This is a genomic window from Coleofasciculaceae cyanobacterium, assembly GCA_036703275.1.
In the GTDB taxonomy this organism is placed as follows: domain Bacteria; phylum Cyanobacteriota; class Cyanobacteriia; order Cyanobacteriales; family Xenococcaceae; genus Waterburya.
Genome location: DATNPK010000011.1, coordinates 107,692 through 123,125 on the forward strand (window position 1 = coordinate 107,692; position 15,434 = coordinate 123,125).

Sequence of the window (15,434 nt, forward strand, 5' to 3'; positions counted from 1 at the left end):
ATTTGTTTACGTGTTATAAAACTAACGCATGGTGGATTTATGACTTAACCTCAAGATTCTGCTGTATCTCACTACGCCTCTTCTCACCAAGAAATAAGAGAGTTAGTGCGCTCTCAGCTACAAATACTACTAGAACAAGAAAATTTTCAGGGTGCTAAAGCATTACTGATACCCGTACAGCCTCCTGATATTGCTGATGCTATTGAAGAATTGCCAAACCCAATGCAATTGATTGCTTTCCGCTTACTTCCTAAAGAGGCAATTAGTGTTTACGAACATCTTCAACCAAACTCACAGCGATCGCTATTAAAACAATTCAAGCATCAAGACGTTCTTGATATCATTGATCGGATGTCGCCAGAACGAGAAGCTAGTTCTCTGCTATTGGGTTATCAACCAGAAACGGCGGGGAGAATCATGACTCCAGAGTATGTTTCACTCCGAGAAAATCTAACCGTTGCCCAAATTTTAGAGCGACTTCGTAGTTTAGCTAGTACTACTGAAACTATTTACTATTTGTATATTATCGATGCTTCTCGTCACCTTACAGGAATTGCTTCTTTGCGGGATTTATTAACTGCTCAGCCAGAGCAAAATATTGACGAAATAATGACTCGTAATGTGATGTATGTAGAGACAGGCACTGATCGAGAAGAAGTGGCGCGAATTATCCAGCACTACGATTTTGTAGCCTTACCAGTGGTAGATCGAGAGCGTCGTTTGGTAGGCATTGTGACTATTGATGATGTCATGGATATTTTAGAACAAGAAGCAACCGAGGATATTTATACTCTTGGTGGAGTTGAATCTAAGGGCGATAATTATTTTCAAACTAATTTATTGACGGTTGCTCGTAAACGAGTTGTCTGGTTGTTTGTTCTCCTCGTTGCCAATACAGCCACCAGTGCTGTAATTCAAAATCAGGAAGATATTCTAGAGCAATTTGTGGCTTTAGCTGCCTTTATTCCTTTATTGATAGATGCAGGGGGAAATGTTGGGGCGCAATCTTCAACAGTTGTCATTCGCGGCTTGAATACAGATGAAGTGCGCATCAATGAAGCAATCAGAATAATCCGCAAAGAAACGATTACTGGAATATTACTGGGAGCGATTTTAGCAATAGCGGTGACGGTGTGGGCTTACTTTCTTCAGGGAAACTTAGGCGTGGCAGTCTCTGTCGGTATTAGTTAACTGGCGATCGCTATCTTAGCTTCAGTTTTGGTTCTGCTCTTTCTTATTTGGCTGGCTGAATTTAGATCCAGCTTTAATGTCTGCTCTCTTTATTAAGTCTGTCGTTGACGTTGTGGGTGTCTTTATTTATCTTGCCGTTGCTCGACTAATTTTACAGTAAGAAAACTTGCTAGTTAATTGATTGTGTTGGTCAGCCTCTGTCTCAAGTTAAAAAATTATTAAATTCCCAAAAACGATTGAGATTAATTCAGTCATTTTTTAGTCATATTTTATCTTTAAATTAAAAATATACAAATAGCAAACCAATTGGAAATTTAACGTTATCGTTTTCTAGAAATAGGTAAATTATGAAATTAACTTTAACTCAAAAAATAATTTCGATGCTCGGTATTACAACTTTTACTCTTATTTTAGGCGGACAAATAGTACAAGCAGAAACTACTGTAAAGCCTGATAAGTTTAATAACGAGCAAGATACAATAAAACAATCTCTTCCTGACAGTATTGCTGTTGAAGGAACAAGCAATTCCGCTGATTTTCAACAATCCACTTCCGCTTCCGATCTCAACATTAGATCGAACAACTCTCAAACTCTAGAAATAACCCAGGGTAATTTTGAGGTAGAACCAGGAACAACAACTCGTTCTGGCTCTAGTTATATTGGAATAGGTGGTAATATTGGTCTTAGTGGAGATACGACCGTTGGAAATGGATCTTTTGCAGTTATTAGTAAAATAGGACTAACCAATTACTTATCTGCTCGTCCTTCGGCTTTGATTGAAGACGATGCGGTATTTCTTTTACCCGTAACATTTGATTTTTCTGGAGATGAAGTACCAAATGCTGAGTTTAGCATCGCTCCTTATTTAGGAGGCGGATTAGCAATTTCTACAGGTAGAGATGATACGGTTGGCGCACTTATTTCTGGCGGTTTAGATATTCCCCTCTCTTCTGAATTTACCGCTAATGCTGGAGTTAATGTGAGTTTTATTGATGATACTGATGTGGGACTGCTGTTAGGAGTTGGCTATAATTTTTAGTAAATAATTTTGAGCCAAGTAGTTTAACAATAAATTTGCGATCGCTTATAACTATGAAAAATATTTCTCAAAAACTTAAATATACTGTTTTAGGATTATTTAGCGCGATCGCTTTATTAGCAACCTGGAGTTTTATTGAACCGCGCGTACTCAATACAGAAACAGAAACGGCAGCAATCTCCAATCTTCCTACCTCTTGGCAGGGCAAACAAATTGGTCAAATCTCAGATTTTCAAATTGGATTATGGGGTGACAATCGCACTACCGTTCGTCGTAGCGTGGCTAAATTAGTTGAAGCCAAGCCTACGGTGGCATTAATTAGTGGCGACTTCATCTATCATCCAGGGGATAATCCCGAATCAGAAATTGCTACAGCAGTAGATTTAGTTCGTCCTTTGGTCGAAGCAGGTATTCCTACTTATGCAGTGTTGGGCAATCATGATTATGGCATGGATAAAAGATCCGCACGGCCTAATGTCGAATTAGCTAATCGTGTGGAAACGGCTTTAGAATCTGCTGGTATACAGGTATTAGAAAACGAAGCAGTGCAATTGCCACTTTTAGAGAGTAACGAGCCTTTATATCTGGTAGGAGTTGGTTCGCTATGGGCAGGTAGAGATAACGTACAGCAAGCTTTGAGCGATGTACCAGACAGCAGTTCTCGAATTGTGATGATGCATAATCCCGATACCTTCGAGCAATTTCCTGCCAATACGGCACCATTATCAGTAGCGGGGCATACTCATGGAGGGCAAGTGCGTATACCAGGCGCACCACAATGGTCATGGCTAAGATTTACCCAAAAAGATAAAGTCTATGCCGACGGTTGGGCAAAAGGTTTTGGCGAACCTAGTAATCAGCTTTATGTCAACCCTGGCATCGGCATGAGCATCGCACCGATACGTTTATTTTGTCCTCCAGAATTAACCTTTTTTACTCTTCAGCAAGATGGATAATTGATAATCAATCGATCAATTTTCAATATTCTCCGAGAAATATTCATTGCGACTGAGGTTATTAAATTTTGCAGCAGATAGCATGAAAGCGTTGAGAGGAAAAATTTAAGTATGACTTTTTCAGGTGTAATGTTAGATATGGACGGAACGCTAGTATTAAGTAACGATGCTCATGCTCAAGCATGGGTAGAAGCATTTGCTGCGTTTGGTCATGAGTTAGAATTCGATCGAGTTCGTCCTTTAATTGGCATGGGTGGCGATCGCATCATTCCTAAATTTTTGCCAGGATGTTCTGACCAAGAAGGAGAAGGTAAAGAAATAGCCGATCGTCGTAAAGAATTAATTATTGACAAATTTGCCGCTAATTTAGCTCCTGCTAAGGGTTCGCGAGATTTAACCATTAAAATGCAACAGCAAGGTTTACGGTTGTTAATTGCTAGTTCGGCAACTAGTGAAGAACTGTCAGTATTACTTAAGGTGGCGCAAGTTGACGATTTGCTCAGTCAAGACGAAGCAACTACTTCTAGCGATACTGAAGCTTCCAAACCAGAACCAGACTTGATGCAGGTGGCATTAGAGAAGCTGGGAATGCCAGCCGAGCGCGTAGTCATGATTGGTGACACACCTTATGATATTGAAGCAGCGAAAAAAGTAGGAGTTGCCACAATTGCTTTTCGTTGTGGAGGCTTTAGCGATGAGCAATTAAAAGATGCGATCGCGATTTACAATGATCCAGCCGATTTATTAGAACATTACGATGATTCGCCCCTAGTAGCGCATCCAGATTAATTAGTTGGTATTGAAAATTAGTTTGAGTCCCTAACCCCCTTCTCGCGCATTCACTCGATAGCCGCATTCCTGCCCTTGCACCCAATGCGGTGGGTGCTTGTCCTTACCGCAATGAGGATAAACACCTTTCGGCGATATGCTCGTGCATGATATGCGAAGCGGTATGCTTTAGCATTTGCGTAGCTTATCCTTTAGGGGGTCGCTCGTCTTGGGGAAACAGCCCAGCATTCTAGCCTAGACGTGGTACTAGAGTAGGCCAGACTTGAAGCCAAACTTACAAAGGTAGTTTGATAGTAAAAGTAGTTCCTCGTTCCACCTGTGATGAGACGGTAATTTTACCGCCATGAGCTTCAACTATCTGTTTGACGATCGCCAGCCCCAAACCAAAGCCACCTGTAGTACGACAGCGATCGTTATCCACTCGATAAAATCGCTCAAAAATGTGAGGCAAATCTGCTTTGGGAATGCCAATTCCGCTATCTTCGATTTCGATTACCGCTTGACGCGATTTTTCCCACAGACGCAACTTTACTTTGCCCCCACTCGGCGTATATTTACAGGCGTTAGTCAGTAAGTTAATTATTGCTTGAGTCAATAGAGTCGGTTCGGCTGATATTTGAATTGCTTGAGAAGGTAGATCACAGGTGAAATTCAAGTTTTGTTCTTGAGCTAAAGTCTGATAATCATCAGCAATTTGTTGCAGTAAATTAGTTAAATCGAGCTTTGCTAAAGACTCGGGATTAAATTGTTCTTCGTGACGAGCTAAAAATAGTAAATTACTAACTAAAGTGCTGATTGACTCTACCAGATGGGTGATTTTTTCCAAGCGAAACAGCTGCTGCGAACCATCTTTAACTGGGGTAATCAATCCTACTTGAGCGTTAGTCAAAATTGCTGCCAGGGGTGCGCGTAATTCGTGAGAAGCATCGGCAGTAAAACGCTGAAGCTGGCTATATGCCTGTCGAATCGGCTGCATGGCAATTCCCGCCAATACCCAACCAGTTACGCTGATTATGCCCAAAGAAACTGGTACGGCTATAGTTAAAACTAAGCGTAACTCAGTCAGGTTATTCTGAGTAACGGTTAAAGGAGTGCCAACTTGAAGATAGCCGATAAGTTCTTGTTTTTGATAAACGGGTAGCGTAATTTGTCGAATCCAGGGTTTATCGCCTTTAATAGTTTCTAAACCAGAATCAAGCATTAACCGTTCCGTGCCAGGGCTACCAAAAAATTGTCCTAGTTGCTTTTGAGAACTGTACCAACGGGCATATACTAGTTCGGTGTCGAGCAAGCGCGTATTACTTCCGAGCAACGGCACATTTTCCAGATTGGCAGCGTCAGATTTTACATTGTATTTGACGTTGGTTGCCATCACTCTTGTCTTACGATAGAGCAAGCGATCGAGTTGTTCTAGCTCGTCTACTGCTTCTACATAGTAAAGTACCCCGGCAAAAATTATTAAAATGCTGCTCATTGAGAAGGTAAACCAACGAGCCAAATTACGACGGCTACGATAAAACATCAAGCGACAATGGATATTATTGCAGTTGGGGAGGATTGAGACGATAACCCATACCATACACTGTTTCAATCCAGTCTGCTGCTTCAACTGATTTCAAACGCTGTCTGAGTCGTCGCACGGCTGCGGTAACAGCATTACTTTCTGGTTCTTCGCCCCATTCCCACAGATATTCTTCGATTTGATTGCGAGTTAAAACTTGATGGGGGTGTCGTAAAAAATACTCTAACAACTGAAATTCACGGGCTGATAGTTTTACCGTGGCTGTATTTCGTTCTAGGCTCAAGGTATTCATCTGTAGCTTTAGATCCCCAACCACCAGGGTATCCCCTTGCCATAAGGGCGATCGCCTTGACAAGGCTCTGACTCTTGCGAGCAGTTCGATAACGTTGGCAGGCTTAACTAAATAATCGTCAGCACCCGCATCTAAACCCATAACTTTATCGCTTATCGTATCTTTGGCAGTCAATATCAATACTGGTGCAGTTTTTCCTGCATTTCGATATTGACGACAGAGATCTAAACCGCTAACTTTGGGCAGCATCCAATCTAAAATTAATAAGTCATAATCTTTGTGAGACATTAACCACTGTGCGGTTTCTCCATCTTCAATACCATCCACCAAATAACCAAATTCTGATAGAACTGCCTGCATCGGTTCCAACTGTTCGAGATCGTCTTCTACCAAGAGAATTTTCATATCGTTGCTGCGGTTAAATCACTATCTATGGCCGATAGTTCAAGCTCTTAAATAAACACAATATAGATTTAGCGATCGCTATACATCCGACTAGAGTTGGATTTTGGATTAACTAGATTCACTCTGATGATAGAGAAAACAAAGCGACGTTTGACTTTAATTTATTTATTAACCTGATTAATATCAATTTCCACTACCCAAACCTATGTCATCATCGCGCTGGTTACAACGAGCATCTAATCTCAATTTAGATTTTTGGCTGCTTCTGCCTATATTAGCTTTGGCTTTTTGGCTTGGTGGCGAGCTTATTGCCGATCGAGTTTTAAGTCGCCCTTATGATGTTGTTACCGAACTAAAAGCCGATCAACTTACCCAGATTGAGCTTTCTTTTAAAGTGGAGGTAATTCAAGTTTTAATAGATCGAAATAGGGGAATGACTCAGGTAAAAGTTAAAACCAATGATTCGGAACTAAAAAAATTAGAGTTTGAGTTTCCCATCACTGAATTTGAGCAGGTAGAGAAGAAGATCGCCAAAGAATTAGGTTTATCCAAAGCAAATGTTCAAAGATTGGCACGTTATCAGCTCGAAGATTAATTATTGCTGCGCTTTTCGCTTAAGTAGAATACACACGTCAAATGGTATAGCTACCAGTTTTGCTTAATTCCTTCCCAGCCATTTTTCAGCATTTAGTCGTTGATAAACGCCGAGTAGCAGCAAAGGAAGTGTCACTTTGCGTTCATCAATTAGAAAAGGTTCGAGAGTGCTAGGATTAGAGCCAGAGTCGGCACAGGAAAAAGCTTTAGGACTTTTAAGATCTTCTTGGCTAAAATACACGGTAAATTGCCGTCTATCGTTCTGCCAACGTCCTATTACCTGCCAACAAGTATCTTCTGGCTCGTAACCTAAAATAGGAATTTTTTGATTTTCAAAGGTTAACTTTAAGTCTTGAATACCTCGTTCTTCCAGATATTTTTTTAAACTTGGTAAATAGTCTTGCTGGATAAATTCGGCAAAAGGTTTATTTTCCAGAGCCGGCTTTTTCTCTTTAGCTGGTTTTTCCTTTTTGTCTTTTACTGCTTTGGCTGAAGTTTTGGTTTTTTTTGCCTCTGCTTTATCGGCTTGCTCTGGTTTGGAAGCGGCTGTTGTCGGATCTGGAGAATATGATGTGGCCATTTCAGCCGATTTATCAACAGTCGTACTGTGCAAGCTATCGACAACAACATCAGGTGCGCTTTGAGCTACGCTGATATTTTCTTCGGTTATAGAAGGCTCTTTTTCAGTAGTATTCTGTTCGGTGACTTGTTGCTCTGTTTTGTCTTGATTCGATTCTGCCTCAGTCGTTTTATTAGCCATAAATCTAGATACTTTATTAGCAATTTCAAGCCGAATAAGCTAAAGCATTAACTTTTTTTAGTCTAAAAAAAAAAGTTAATGCTGAAATCTTTCTCAAGCCTGATTAAATCGAAATACGGCGATCGCCCTAGAGGATGTCTGGAAAGCTAGAAATGACCCAACTATCGAGTGGTAATTGAATCTTAAGTTGATGCTGTATTTTGTTGCTCCCGCCAAATTTGTTCTTTTAACCAGTCAATTTCAAAGCGGAGATTTGCTTGGTGACGTTGCAGAGCGATCGCTTGATAGGGATCTTCGGCATCTCGATCGACAAGTTGCGATTCGCGATTTTCTAGGCGTAATTGACAAGTCATCAAGCGAGACTGCATAAGTTTGATTCGCTCTAGTGGTTCTAGTTGACTAAAGAAAAAGAATTTTATAATAAAACGAGAACGACTGTTAACCCAGCTTTCATGAGGATGCGCCAACATTTTTTTTTGCCAGCGATCGCGTCCTAATTGGGTAACTTGATAGACTTTACGATTTGAGCCACCATCTGCCAATTCTGGAAAGGTTTTAATGTATCCCTGTTTTTCCAGTCGCTTCAGCAAGGGATAAATAGCACCATAGTTGACGCTGATGCAGCCACTCATAAACCTTTCTAACTGTTGTTTTAAAAGATATCCGTGTAAAGGTTTTTTGAGTAATAGACCGAGGGCAGCTAATTCCAACATTTTTTGTTACCGTCAATACCAACAATTCTTAATATTATATTGATATAATAAGCGAATATATCAGTTTGATATAGTTTGATTCAATACTCGCGAAATTGAAGTCGAGAGAGGCTTTCGGTCAGAAAGCATCTCTAATCGACTTGTTGAATCGCCCTTGCTTACTTCAGTTTCGTAAAATTTATGTCACTCAGATTTTCCGCTACCAATACTCAACGGTGGGCAAATCCAGCCTCGTTGATATACTGGACGATCTTTTTACCAGGATTGCTCTTTACAGCAAGTTGCGGTTTATTGCCTCCAGGAGATGCCCAAAGCAATTCTAGTCCTCAGCAGCAACAGCAATCCCCAACTGTTAATACAGCAGTAGCTAGCCAAGGCTCACTTGAGAAAAATACTGAGTATGTTGGTACGACTTTTCCAGTGCGGGAAGTTTCTTTGCGATCGCGCATTGAAGGACAACTGCTGGATGTGACGGTAGACGTAGGCGATCGAGTAGAGCAAGGTCAAGTATTAGCACGGATCGACGATTCCATCTCAGCAGCTACGGTGGCGGAGGCAGAAGCAGAGGTGGCAGCACTTCAATCGGAGGTAGCCAGTTTAGAAGCAGATGTCAATGATGCCCGCGCCCAAGTCGAACAGGCACAGCTAGAACTACAACAGGCGCAGTCTAATGCAGCCAGGACAAACCAACTTTTTCAGCAGGGTGCAATTTCCGAACAAGAGGCAGAATTAGACGAAACTGCGGTGGGGACGGCAGAACAAACTTTAAGATCTGTTCAACAGCAAGTAGACAATCGCTCTTCTGCCGTAGTAGCTGCCCAACGTCGCGTGGCAGCACAGCAGGCAATAGTTGCCCAGGAGCAACAAAGACAGTCATTTACCGTCTTAACTTCCCCCGTGACGGGTTCGGTATTAGAAAGAGTTTTAGAACCAGGAGACTTAGCCCAACCAGGTGACGAAGTATTGCAGTTAGGAGATTTTAGCCAGATTCAGGTACAGGTGCAAATTTCCGAACTAGAACTAGCAGGGATTCAGGCAGGACAGACGGCACAGGTACGGTTAGATGCCTTGCCAGAGCAAACGTTTACAGGAGAAGTGACGCAAATTTCTTTGGCTGCCGATTCCACAGCCCGTTTAATCCCCGTCGAGGTGACTATTGCTAACCGCGATCGCCGTATTGGTAGAGGATTACTAGCGCGGGTCAATTTTGAGCAACAGAGCGATCGCAACATTGTCGTTCCAGAAACAGCAGTTCAAATAACCTCAGAGGAGGCAAAAAATAATTCCGCGTCAGAGTTAGATACGGCAACCATGTTTATCTTAAAACAAGAAGGAGAACAAGCTACAGTTACCGCCCGCGAGGTGAAACTCGGCGAGCGCGCTAACTCTCGAGTCGAAATTCTCTCTGGACTAAAACCAGGAGAAAAATTTGTCGTGCGTAGTAGTGACAATTTACAAAACGGCGATCGCGTTCGTCCCAGCTTTATCTCCGAATCATCACAATCTGAATCGTAAAACTTCTGACCTCTCTACAAGGCATTGCCTTGCCCACTACTAACCTCTGACCTTCTGTACGGGCGAACGGCCGTTCGCCCCTCCAAGATGAAAACTTCCCCCCCCGCCAACTTTAGTATCAGCATTGTTGCCATTCGCCAGCACATCGGCACTCTAATGCTAACCCTAGCGGTAATTGTTATCGGAGTATTTTTTCTGTTTAACATCCAGGTAGACTTGCTTCCTTCTATTTCCTACCCACGCATTGGTTTGCGAGTCAACGTACCTGGCATTTCCCCCGAAGTCGCAGTAGATGAAGTGACTCGACCACTAGAAGAAGGACTGGCTGCCACTGAAGGGGTGGTACAGGTTTTTTCTCAAACTCGCGAGGGACAAGTAAGTGTCGACCTTTACTTTCAACCAGGAGGAAACATCGATCTCGCTTTAAATGATGCTACTGCTGCATTTAATCGCGCGCGATCTAACCTACTAGACACAGTTGAAGAACCAAGGTTATTTAAAGTCGATCCGTCTCAGTTACCCATTTACGAACTAGCACTGACATCTCAATCTTTAGATCCTTTGCAGTTGCGCGTGTTTGCCGATGAAGAACTGGCGCGGGAACTGGGAGTTGTTGAAGGTGTAGCCGTAGTTGATGTTTCGGGGGGTGTAGAAGAAGAAGTAAGGGTTTTAATCGATCTCAGCCGTCTTCAAGCCTTGGGTGTAGCCTTAGATGATGTTCTCACTGAGTTAGAAGAAACTAATCAGGATATTTCTGGCGGGCGAATTTTAGGCGAACTTAACGAACCTTTGACCCGTGCCGTTGGTCGCTTTGAGGATGCAGAGTCAATTCTCAATCTTTCTTTTGAAGTAGAGAATGTAGAGAATTCGGCAACAGCAGAAACGGAAAATAATTCAGTTCCTCTACGTCGCGTATATCTGCGAGATTTTGCCGAGGTTATCGATGGTCAAGCCAACCAGCGAGTTTTTGTGTTTCTCAACGAACAACCTGCGGTGAAAGTCAGCATTCAAAAGCAGCCTGAAGCTAATACGATTGAAGTCGTCGAGGGAATCAAACAGCGAGTTAAAGAGTTGCAACAAGCAGGGATAATTCCTGAAGATCTGGAATTGGTTGCAACTTTGGACGAATCGATCTTTATTCAAAATGCCATTAGCAATGTTACCAATTCTGGTTTAATTGGCGCGGGACTAGCTGCGATCGCCGTTTTGCTGTTCCTCGGTTCGCTGCGACAAACCGCAATTGTCGTGTCGGCAATTCCTTTAGCAGCATTAACAGCAATTATTTTAATGAAGCTATTTGGTCTGTCTCTCAATGTATTTAGCTTGGGCGGATTGGCAGTAGGAGTAGGAATTGTCGTCGATAACTCCATTGTCATGCTAGAAAATATTGCTGAAGGTGCGGGCATGACACCAGGAAAAGATGCCAAGACGCGACTTAATTCTCAGCAGCTGATCGAGCAAACCATGTATAGCAGTCAAGAGGTTGAATCGGCTTTGGTTGCTTCTACCAGTACCAATTTAGTTGCCGTTCTACCTTTTTTGCTGATCGGTGGCTTTATTTCTCTGCTGTTTAATGAATTAGTTCTCACCGTTAGCTTTGCGGTGGCAGCCTCAATTCTAGTAGCCATAACAGTTGTGCCAATGCTAACCTCGCGTTTACTGGCGATCCGAAAATCTAGTTCCATTGGGCGTTTTTGGCTACTCCAAGCATTCAATCGTCAATTTGAAGCTGCTACTAGACGCTACGGAATTATGCTCAAACAGGTTTTGCGACGGCGATTACTTGTAGTTGGGCTGACTTTTTTACTGCTGGGTGGCAGTACTATTCTAGTTGTCGGTCAAGTTCCCCAAGAGATTTTGCCTCGAATCGATACAGGGCAAGCGCAATTGCGCGCCCAATTTCCCCCAGGAACTCCTCTAGAAACAAACCGCCAAGTCATGGCAAAAGTGGATGAGATTTTACTAGCACAGCCAGAAACTGAGTATGTCTTTACTACATCTGGTGGCTTTTTGTTTGGTAGCAACACCAGCGAAAACCCCCTACGGGGTTCTAGTACGATCACTCTTCAGCCAGATACCGATGTTGAGGCTTATATCTCGCGGGTAGAAGCAGAATTAGATCGGCTCAACTTAGTTGATATTCGTCTGCGGCTTGCTCCTGGTGAAGTACGAGGTTTAATTTTAAACAACTCTCCAGTGCGCGGTGCAGATGTTGATGTAATCCTTCAGGGAGAGAATTCTCAGGTACTAGAACAAGCAGGACAGCAAGTATTAGATACTTTAGAACAACGAGCCACCTTATCTAGCTTTCGTCCCGATGCCGATCCTAGTCAACCTGAAATTCAAATTCGGCTAAACCGCGAACGCGCTGCGGATCTTAACTTAAATATTCAAGATATTGGCAATACTTTAGAAACGGCGATTACTGGTTCAGTACCTACCCAACTACAGCGGGGAAACCGCCTGGTAGATGTCAGAGTTGAGCTGGAGGAAGATGCAATTAGTCGTCCCGATCAACTAGAGCAAATTCCCTTATTTATCGATGATAGCGATCGCCTGATTCGTTTGGGAGATGTTACCCGCATTGAACAAGGACAAGCCCCTGGAGAAATTCAGCGCATTAACCAACGTCAGGTATTTTTAATTTCAGGTAGCCTCAATGAAGATGCTGATTTAGGAGCAGCCTTGACTGAATTGGAGCAAATTTTTCAAGAGATTGACTTGCCAGAAGGGGTCAGTCGCCTCCCAAGTGCTGCGGCGCAAAGCAATCAAGAAATTCAATCTTCTTTCGCTGTTTTGGGCGGACTAGCTGCATTTTTAGTTTTTGTCGTGATGGCTGTACAGTACAATTCTCTAATCGATCCGCTGGTAATTATGTTTACTCTGCCCCTGGCATTGGCGGGAGGTATTTGGGGACTATTTATTACCCAAACGGCGATCGGTATAACTGTGATTGTGGGAGCAGTTTTACTAGTGGGTATTGTAGTTAACAACGCGATTATTTTGGTAGAGTTAGCCAATCAAATTAGAGAGCGAGAACAATGCGATCGCACCACGGCGATTTTACAAGCTGCACCACAAAGATTGCGTCCTATTTTAATGACCACCATTACTACTGTAGTCGGGATGTTTCCTTTGGCATTAGGGTTAGGACAGGGGGGCGAGTTTCTGCAACCTTTAGGTATCGTTGTCTTTTCAGGATTAGCATTGGCAACGCTGCTAACTTTGTTTATTATTCCTTGTTTCTATATATTGCTACATAATTTGGTGGGCAGAATTTCAGGTAAAAAGCGATCGCTATCTAACCAGCAGAAAACTACACAAACCCTTACTCCTAAATAAATTAATACTATTGGTGATAAATTAAGGTATTACGCTGTTTGTCAATCGGTCTTTAGCTAAGAGCTATTAGCTCTTAATTAGTATTTTAATTTTTTCCCTATTTACACTTTAATTGTTTGTTGTCTATCAATTGATAACCTATTCCTCGAACTGTTGCAATTAAATCGCTGGCTAATTTTTTGCGTAAATAACCTACATAGACATCGACAATATTTGAGCCGGGATCGTAATTATATCCCCAGACGCGATCTAATAATTGTTCCCGACTCATTACTTGTCCTTTATGTCGGATAAACGTTTCTAAGAGTGTAAATTCTCGTTCGGAAAGTTCTACTGGTTGATGTTTGAAAGTTACTTGGCGAGTTAATAAATTAAGCGTCAAATTTTCGGTAGTTAAGCTCGTTTCATTTTTGATCGTAACTGGTTGAGAAGTACGCATCCGCAGACGAATTCGTGCCAGTAATTCTTCAAAGCGAAAGGGTTTGGTGATGTAATCATCTGCCCCACCTTCGAGTCCAGCTAGTTTATCTTGAATATCATCACGAGCTGTCAAAATAATAATCGATAAAGTCGCCCCTTGTCCCCTTAATTCTTCAAGGACAGCTAAGCCATCTTTCTCTGGAAGTCCTAAATCGAGCAACAGCAAATCGAAATTATCATCTAATGCCATGGAAAGCACTTCAATACCATTGGTGGCAATTGTAGTTATATACCCTTTAGCGCGTAATCCTTTTTCTAAAAAAGAAGCAATACGAGGTTCATCTTCAGCAATTAGAATTCGATTCATAGACTGAGCCAATAATAATAAATTTAATAATCGACTTAACTTATTAGTCTTTGCTTATTTAAAATCTATTGAAATCGATTTAAAGGCAAAATTAAGGTAAAAGTAGCTCCTTTGCCTATTTCGCCATTCGCTTCTACTTTTCCTCCATGAGCTTTGGCGATCGCCTGTACGATAGATAATCCTAAACCCTGTCCTTGAGAATGCCGACGATTATTAGCAGCGCGAGCAAAGCGTTGAAAAATTAATTCTCGGTCTTTGGCAGCAAAGCCTTCTCCCGTATCTTGAATCGAGAAAGACACACGATCGCGATCGCTTTTTGAACCTAAAATAATCCTATCGGTTTCTTCCGTATGTTGAACGGCATTTTGAGCCAGATTAATAATAGCTTGAGTTAGACGCTGGCGATCGCCCTGAAAATGACCACGACCTCGATTGTTTAATTGCCAGTTGCGTAGGGCTAATGTAGTTATTTTGCTATAAATTTCTTGGGTAAACAGAGCGATGTCAATTGTTTCTTCTTGCAAAAAATCAAATCGTTCGGCTTTTGCTAACAGAACCAAATTATTAACTAAACGACTCATGCGGTCTAATTCATCGAAGACAATAGCCAAAGTTTCCTCTTGTTCTTGAGGATCGTTGCCCATCAACTCTAAATGTCCGCGAATAATCGTAATCGGCGTTCGTAACTCATGACCAGCATCATTTAACAATTCTCGTTGACTGAGAAAAACTTTTTGTAACCGCTCCATCATTTGATTAAAGCGCTTGGTTAATTGAGCGATTTCTCCCGATCCTGTCACCGCAATTCGTTGTTCTAAATCGGACTCGTCAATCGAAGAAACAGTTTTACTGAGCTTTTGTAAAGGATTGAGTACTTTTTCTGAAGCAATCCAAGCTGCCAAAGCAGCGCAGAGCAAAACTATGACTAATATTCCCAGGGACATTCTAACTGCATCGAAAGCTTCTTTGACTTCTCCTGCGGTAAGATGGGCTGCTACTAAAATGCCTGTAACTTCTCCTCGAACAATTACAGGTTTAGTTAAATACAAGATTCTGCCGATTTCGGGATTTGAAGTTGTCCATTCTCCTTGAGTTGGTTGTTTAAATGTCAACCATTTTTGCATTAACGACGACTCTACTGCTAAGATATGTGGTCGCAATCGTGGATTAGAGCGATAAAATTGACCGTCGAGAATCGTAATTAAAAAAGTGTCATCTTCGGGAATTTTATAGTTTAAAAATTCTTCAAATAATTGAGCTAGTATTGCTTCGTTTGTGGTTTCAATTTGCGGAAATTGAGCTTGCTGAAAATTATCAAATACTTCTAACTCTTCAATCAGATCGTGACGCACTCTCAGGTTAACTTGAAACAAGATTAGGTGAGTAATCACAGGAACAGATAAAGCCAAAAAGCTGGTGATCAATGCCAGATACCAAGCCAAAATTCGCGTTCTCGCTTCCCAGAAAATATTTTGTTGGCGACTGGCAGCCTTCAGGTTTTGGTCAGACTTCAATTTGTTTTTGCCTC

General features: G+C 41.9%; 14 protein-coding genes. 8 read left to right on the top strand and 6 right to left on the bottom strand.

All coding sequences use genetic code 11. The features are described from left to right. Positions 1-105 precede the first annotated feature (105 nt). The 5 genes from mgtE to V6C71_01565 all read left to right on the top strand — a co-directional run bounded on the left by mgtE (position 106) and on the right by V6C71_01565 (position 3,976). Positions 106-1,191: a magnesium transporter gene (mgtE, locus tag V6C71_01545; protein HEY9767174.1), complete on the top strand. Its 1,086-nt coding sequence runs from the start codon at positions 106-108 to the stop codon at positions 1,189-1,191. A gap of 76 nt (positions 1,192-1,267) precedes the next feature. Next, positions 1,268-1,351 carry a hypothetical protein gene (locus V6C71_01550; protein ID HEY9767175.1) on the top strand — a complete coding sequence of 28 codons (84 nt, stop codon included), beginning with the start codon at positions 1,268-1,270 and terminating at the stop codon, positions 1,349-1,351. A gap of 187 nt (positions 1,352-1,538) precedes the next feature. Next, positions 1,539-2,231 carry a hypothetical protein gene (locus tag V6C71_01555; GenBank protein ID HEY9767176.1) on the top strand — a complete coding sequence of 231 codons (693 nt, stop codon included), beginning with the start codon at positions 1,539-1,541 and terminating at the stop codon, positions 2,229-2,231. 53 nt (positions 2,232-2,284) lie between these two features. After that, entirely contained in the window at positions 2,285-3,187 is a 903-nt protein-coding gene (locus V6C71_01560) for a metallophosphoesterase (GenBank protein ID HEY9767177.1), read from the top strand. Positions 3,188-3,298: 111 nt separating this feature from the next. Beyond that, positions 3,299-3,976: an HAD family hydrolase gene (locus V6C71_01565; GenBank protein ID HEY9767178.1), complete on the top strand. Its 678-nt coding sequence runs from the start codon at positions 3,299-3,301 to the stop codon at positions 3,974-3,976. A 274-nt stretch (positions 3,977-4,250) separates the two neighbouring features. On the opposite strand, the gene V6C71_01570 is transcribed toward V6C71_01565, so the two are convergent. After that, positions 4,251-5,498, bottom strand: a complete 1,248-nt coding sequence (locus tag V6C71_01570; GenBank protein ID HEY9767179.1) for an ATP-binding protein — start codon at positions 5,496-5,498, stop codon at positions 4,251-4,253. A gap of 16 nt (positions 5,499-5,514) precedes the next feature. After that, the gene (rppA, locus tag V6C71_01575; GenBank protein HEY9767180.1) at positions 5,515-6,195 is read right to left on the bottom strand and encodes a two-component system response regulator RppA; all 681 of its coding nucleotides are present in this window, start codon (positions 6,193-6,195) and stop codon (positions 5,515-5,517) included. A 205-nt stretch (positions 6,196-6,400) separates the two neighbouring features. On the opposite strand from rppA, the gene V6C71_01580 reads away from it, so the two are divergent. Further along, a complete protein-coding gene (locus V6C71_01580) occupies positions 6,401-6,790 on the top strand; it encodes a hypothetical protein (GenBank protein HEY9767181.1) in 390 nt (129 codons plus the stop codon). A gap of 63 nt (positions 6,791-6,853) precedes the next feature. Here V6C71_01580 and V6C71_01585 read toward each other — a convergent pair whose 3' ends face one another. Beyond that, a complete protein-coding gene (locus tag V6C71_01585) occupies positions 6,854-7,549 on the bottom strand; it encodes a DUF2996 domain-containing protein (protein ID HEY9767182.1) in 696 nt (231 codons plus the stop codon). Positions 7,550-7,731: 182 nt separating this feature from the next. After that, positions 7,732-8,262: a helix-turn-helix transcriptional regulator gene (locus V6C71_01590; GenBank protein HEY9767183.1), complete on the bottom strand. Its 531-nt coding sequence runs from the start codon at positions 8,260-8,262 to the stop codon at positions 7,732-7,734. Positions 8,263-8,442: 180 nt separating this feature from the next. Here V6C71_01590 and V6C71_01595 point away from each other — a divergent pair, with 180 nt between their 5' ends. Beyond that, a complete protein-coding gene (locus V6C71_01595; protein HEY9767184.1) occupies positions 8,443-9,777 on the top strand; it encodes an efflux RND transporter periplasmic adaptor subunit in 1,335 nt (444 codons plus the stop codon). Between the two features lie 87 nt (positions 9,778-9,864). Beyond that, the gene (locus V6C71_01600) at positions 9,865-13,119 is read left to right on the top strand and encodes an efflux RND transporter permease subunit (protein HEY9767185.1); all 3,255 of its coding nucleotides are present in this window, start codon (positions 9,865-9,867) and stop codon (positions 13,117-13,119) included. A 97-nt stretch (positions 13,120-13,216) separates the two neighbouring features. Here V6C71_01600 and V6C71_01605 read toward each other — a convergent pair whose 3' ends face one another. Together V6C71_01605 and V6C71_01610 are read right to left on the bottom strand one after the other, a co-directional pair. Then, the gene (locus V6C71_01605; protein HEY9767186.1) at positions 13,217-13,906 is read right to left on the bottom strand and encodes a response regulator transcription factor; all 690 of its coding nucleotides are present in this window, start codon (positions 13,904-13,906) and stop codon (positions 13,217-13,219) included. A 65-nt stretch (positions 13,907-13,971) separates the two neighbouring features. After that, entirely contained in the window at positions 13,972-15,420 is a 1,449-nt protein-coding gene (locus V6C71_01610) for a HAMP domain-containing sensor histidine kinase (protein ID HEY9767187.1), read from the bottom strand. Positions 15,421-15,434 lie beyond the last annotated feature (14 nt).

What these genes read in the sequence shown, in the direction of transcription:
- rppA (HEY9767180.1), bottom strand. Translation starts at nt 6,195, where the DNA reads ATGAAAATTCTCTTGGTAGAAGACGATCTCGAACAGTTGGAACCGATG.
- V6C71_01555 (HEY9767176.1), top strand. Translation starts at nt 1,539, where the DNA reads ATGAAATTAACTTTAACTCAAAAAATAATTTCGATGCTCGGTATTACA.
- V6C71_01560 (HEY9767177.1), top strand. Translation starts at nt 2,285, where the DNA reads ATGAAAAATATTTCTCAAAAACTTAAATATACTGTTTTAGGATTATTT.
- V6C71_01550 (HEY9767175.1), top strand. Translation starts at nt 1,268, where the DNA reads ATGTCTGCTCTCTTTATTAAGTCTGTCGTTGACGTTGTGGGTGTCTTT.
- V6C71_01585 (HEY9767182.1), bottom strand. Translation starts at nt 7,549, where the DNA reads ATGGCTAATAAAACGACTGAGGCAGAATCGAATCAAGACAAAACAGAG.
- V6C71_01600 (HEY9767185.1), top strand. Translation starts at nt 9,865, where the DNA reads ATGAAAACTTCCCCCCCCGCCAACTTTAGTATCAGCATTGTTGCCATT.
- V6C71_01605 (HEY9767186.1), bottom strand. Translation starts at nt 13,906, where the DNA reads ATGAATCGAATTCTAATTGCTGAAGATGAACCTCGTATTGCTTCTTTT.
- V6C71_01595 (HEY9767184.1), top strand. Translation starts at nt 8,443, where the DNA reads ATGTCACTCAGATTTTCCGCTACCAATACTCAACGGTGGGCAAATCCA.
- V6C71_01580 (HEY9767181.1), top strand. Translation starts at nt 6,401, where the DNA reads ATGTCATCATCGCGCTGGTTACAACGAGCATCTAATCTCAATTTAGAT.
- V6C71_01590 (HEY9767183.1), bottom strand. Translation starts at nt 8,262, where the DNA reads ATGTTGGAATTAGCTGCCCTCGGTCTATTACTCAAAAAACCTTTACAC.
- V6C71_01570 (HEY9767179.1), bottom strand. Translation starts at nt 5,498, where the DNA reads ATGTTTTATCGTAGCCGTCGTAATTTGGCTCGTTGGTTTACCTTCTCA.
- V6C71_01565 (HEY9767178.1), top strand. Translation starts at nt 3,299, where the DNA reads ATGACTTTTTCAGGTGTAATGTTAGATATGGACGGAACGCTAGTATTA.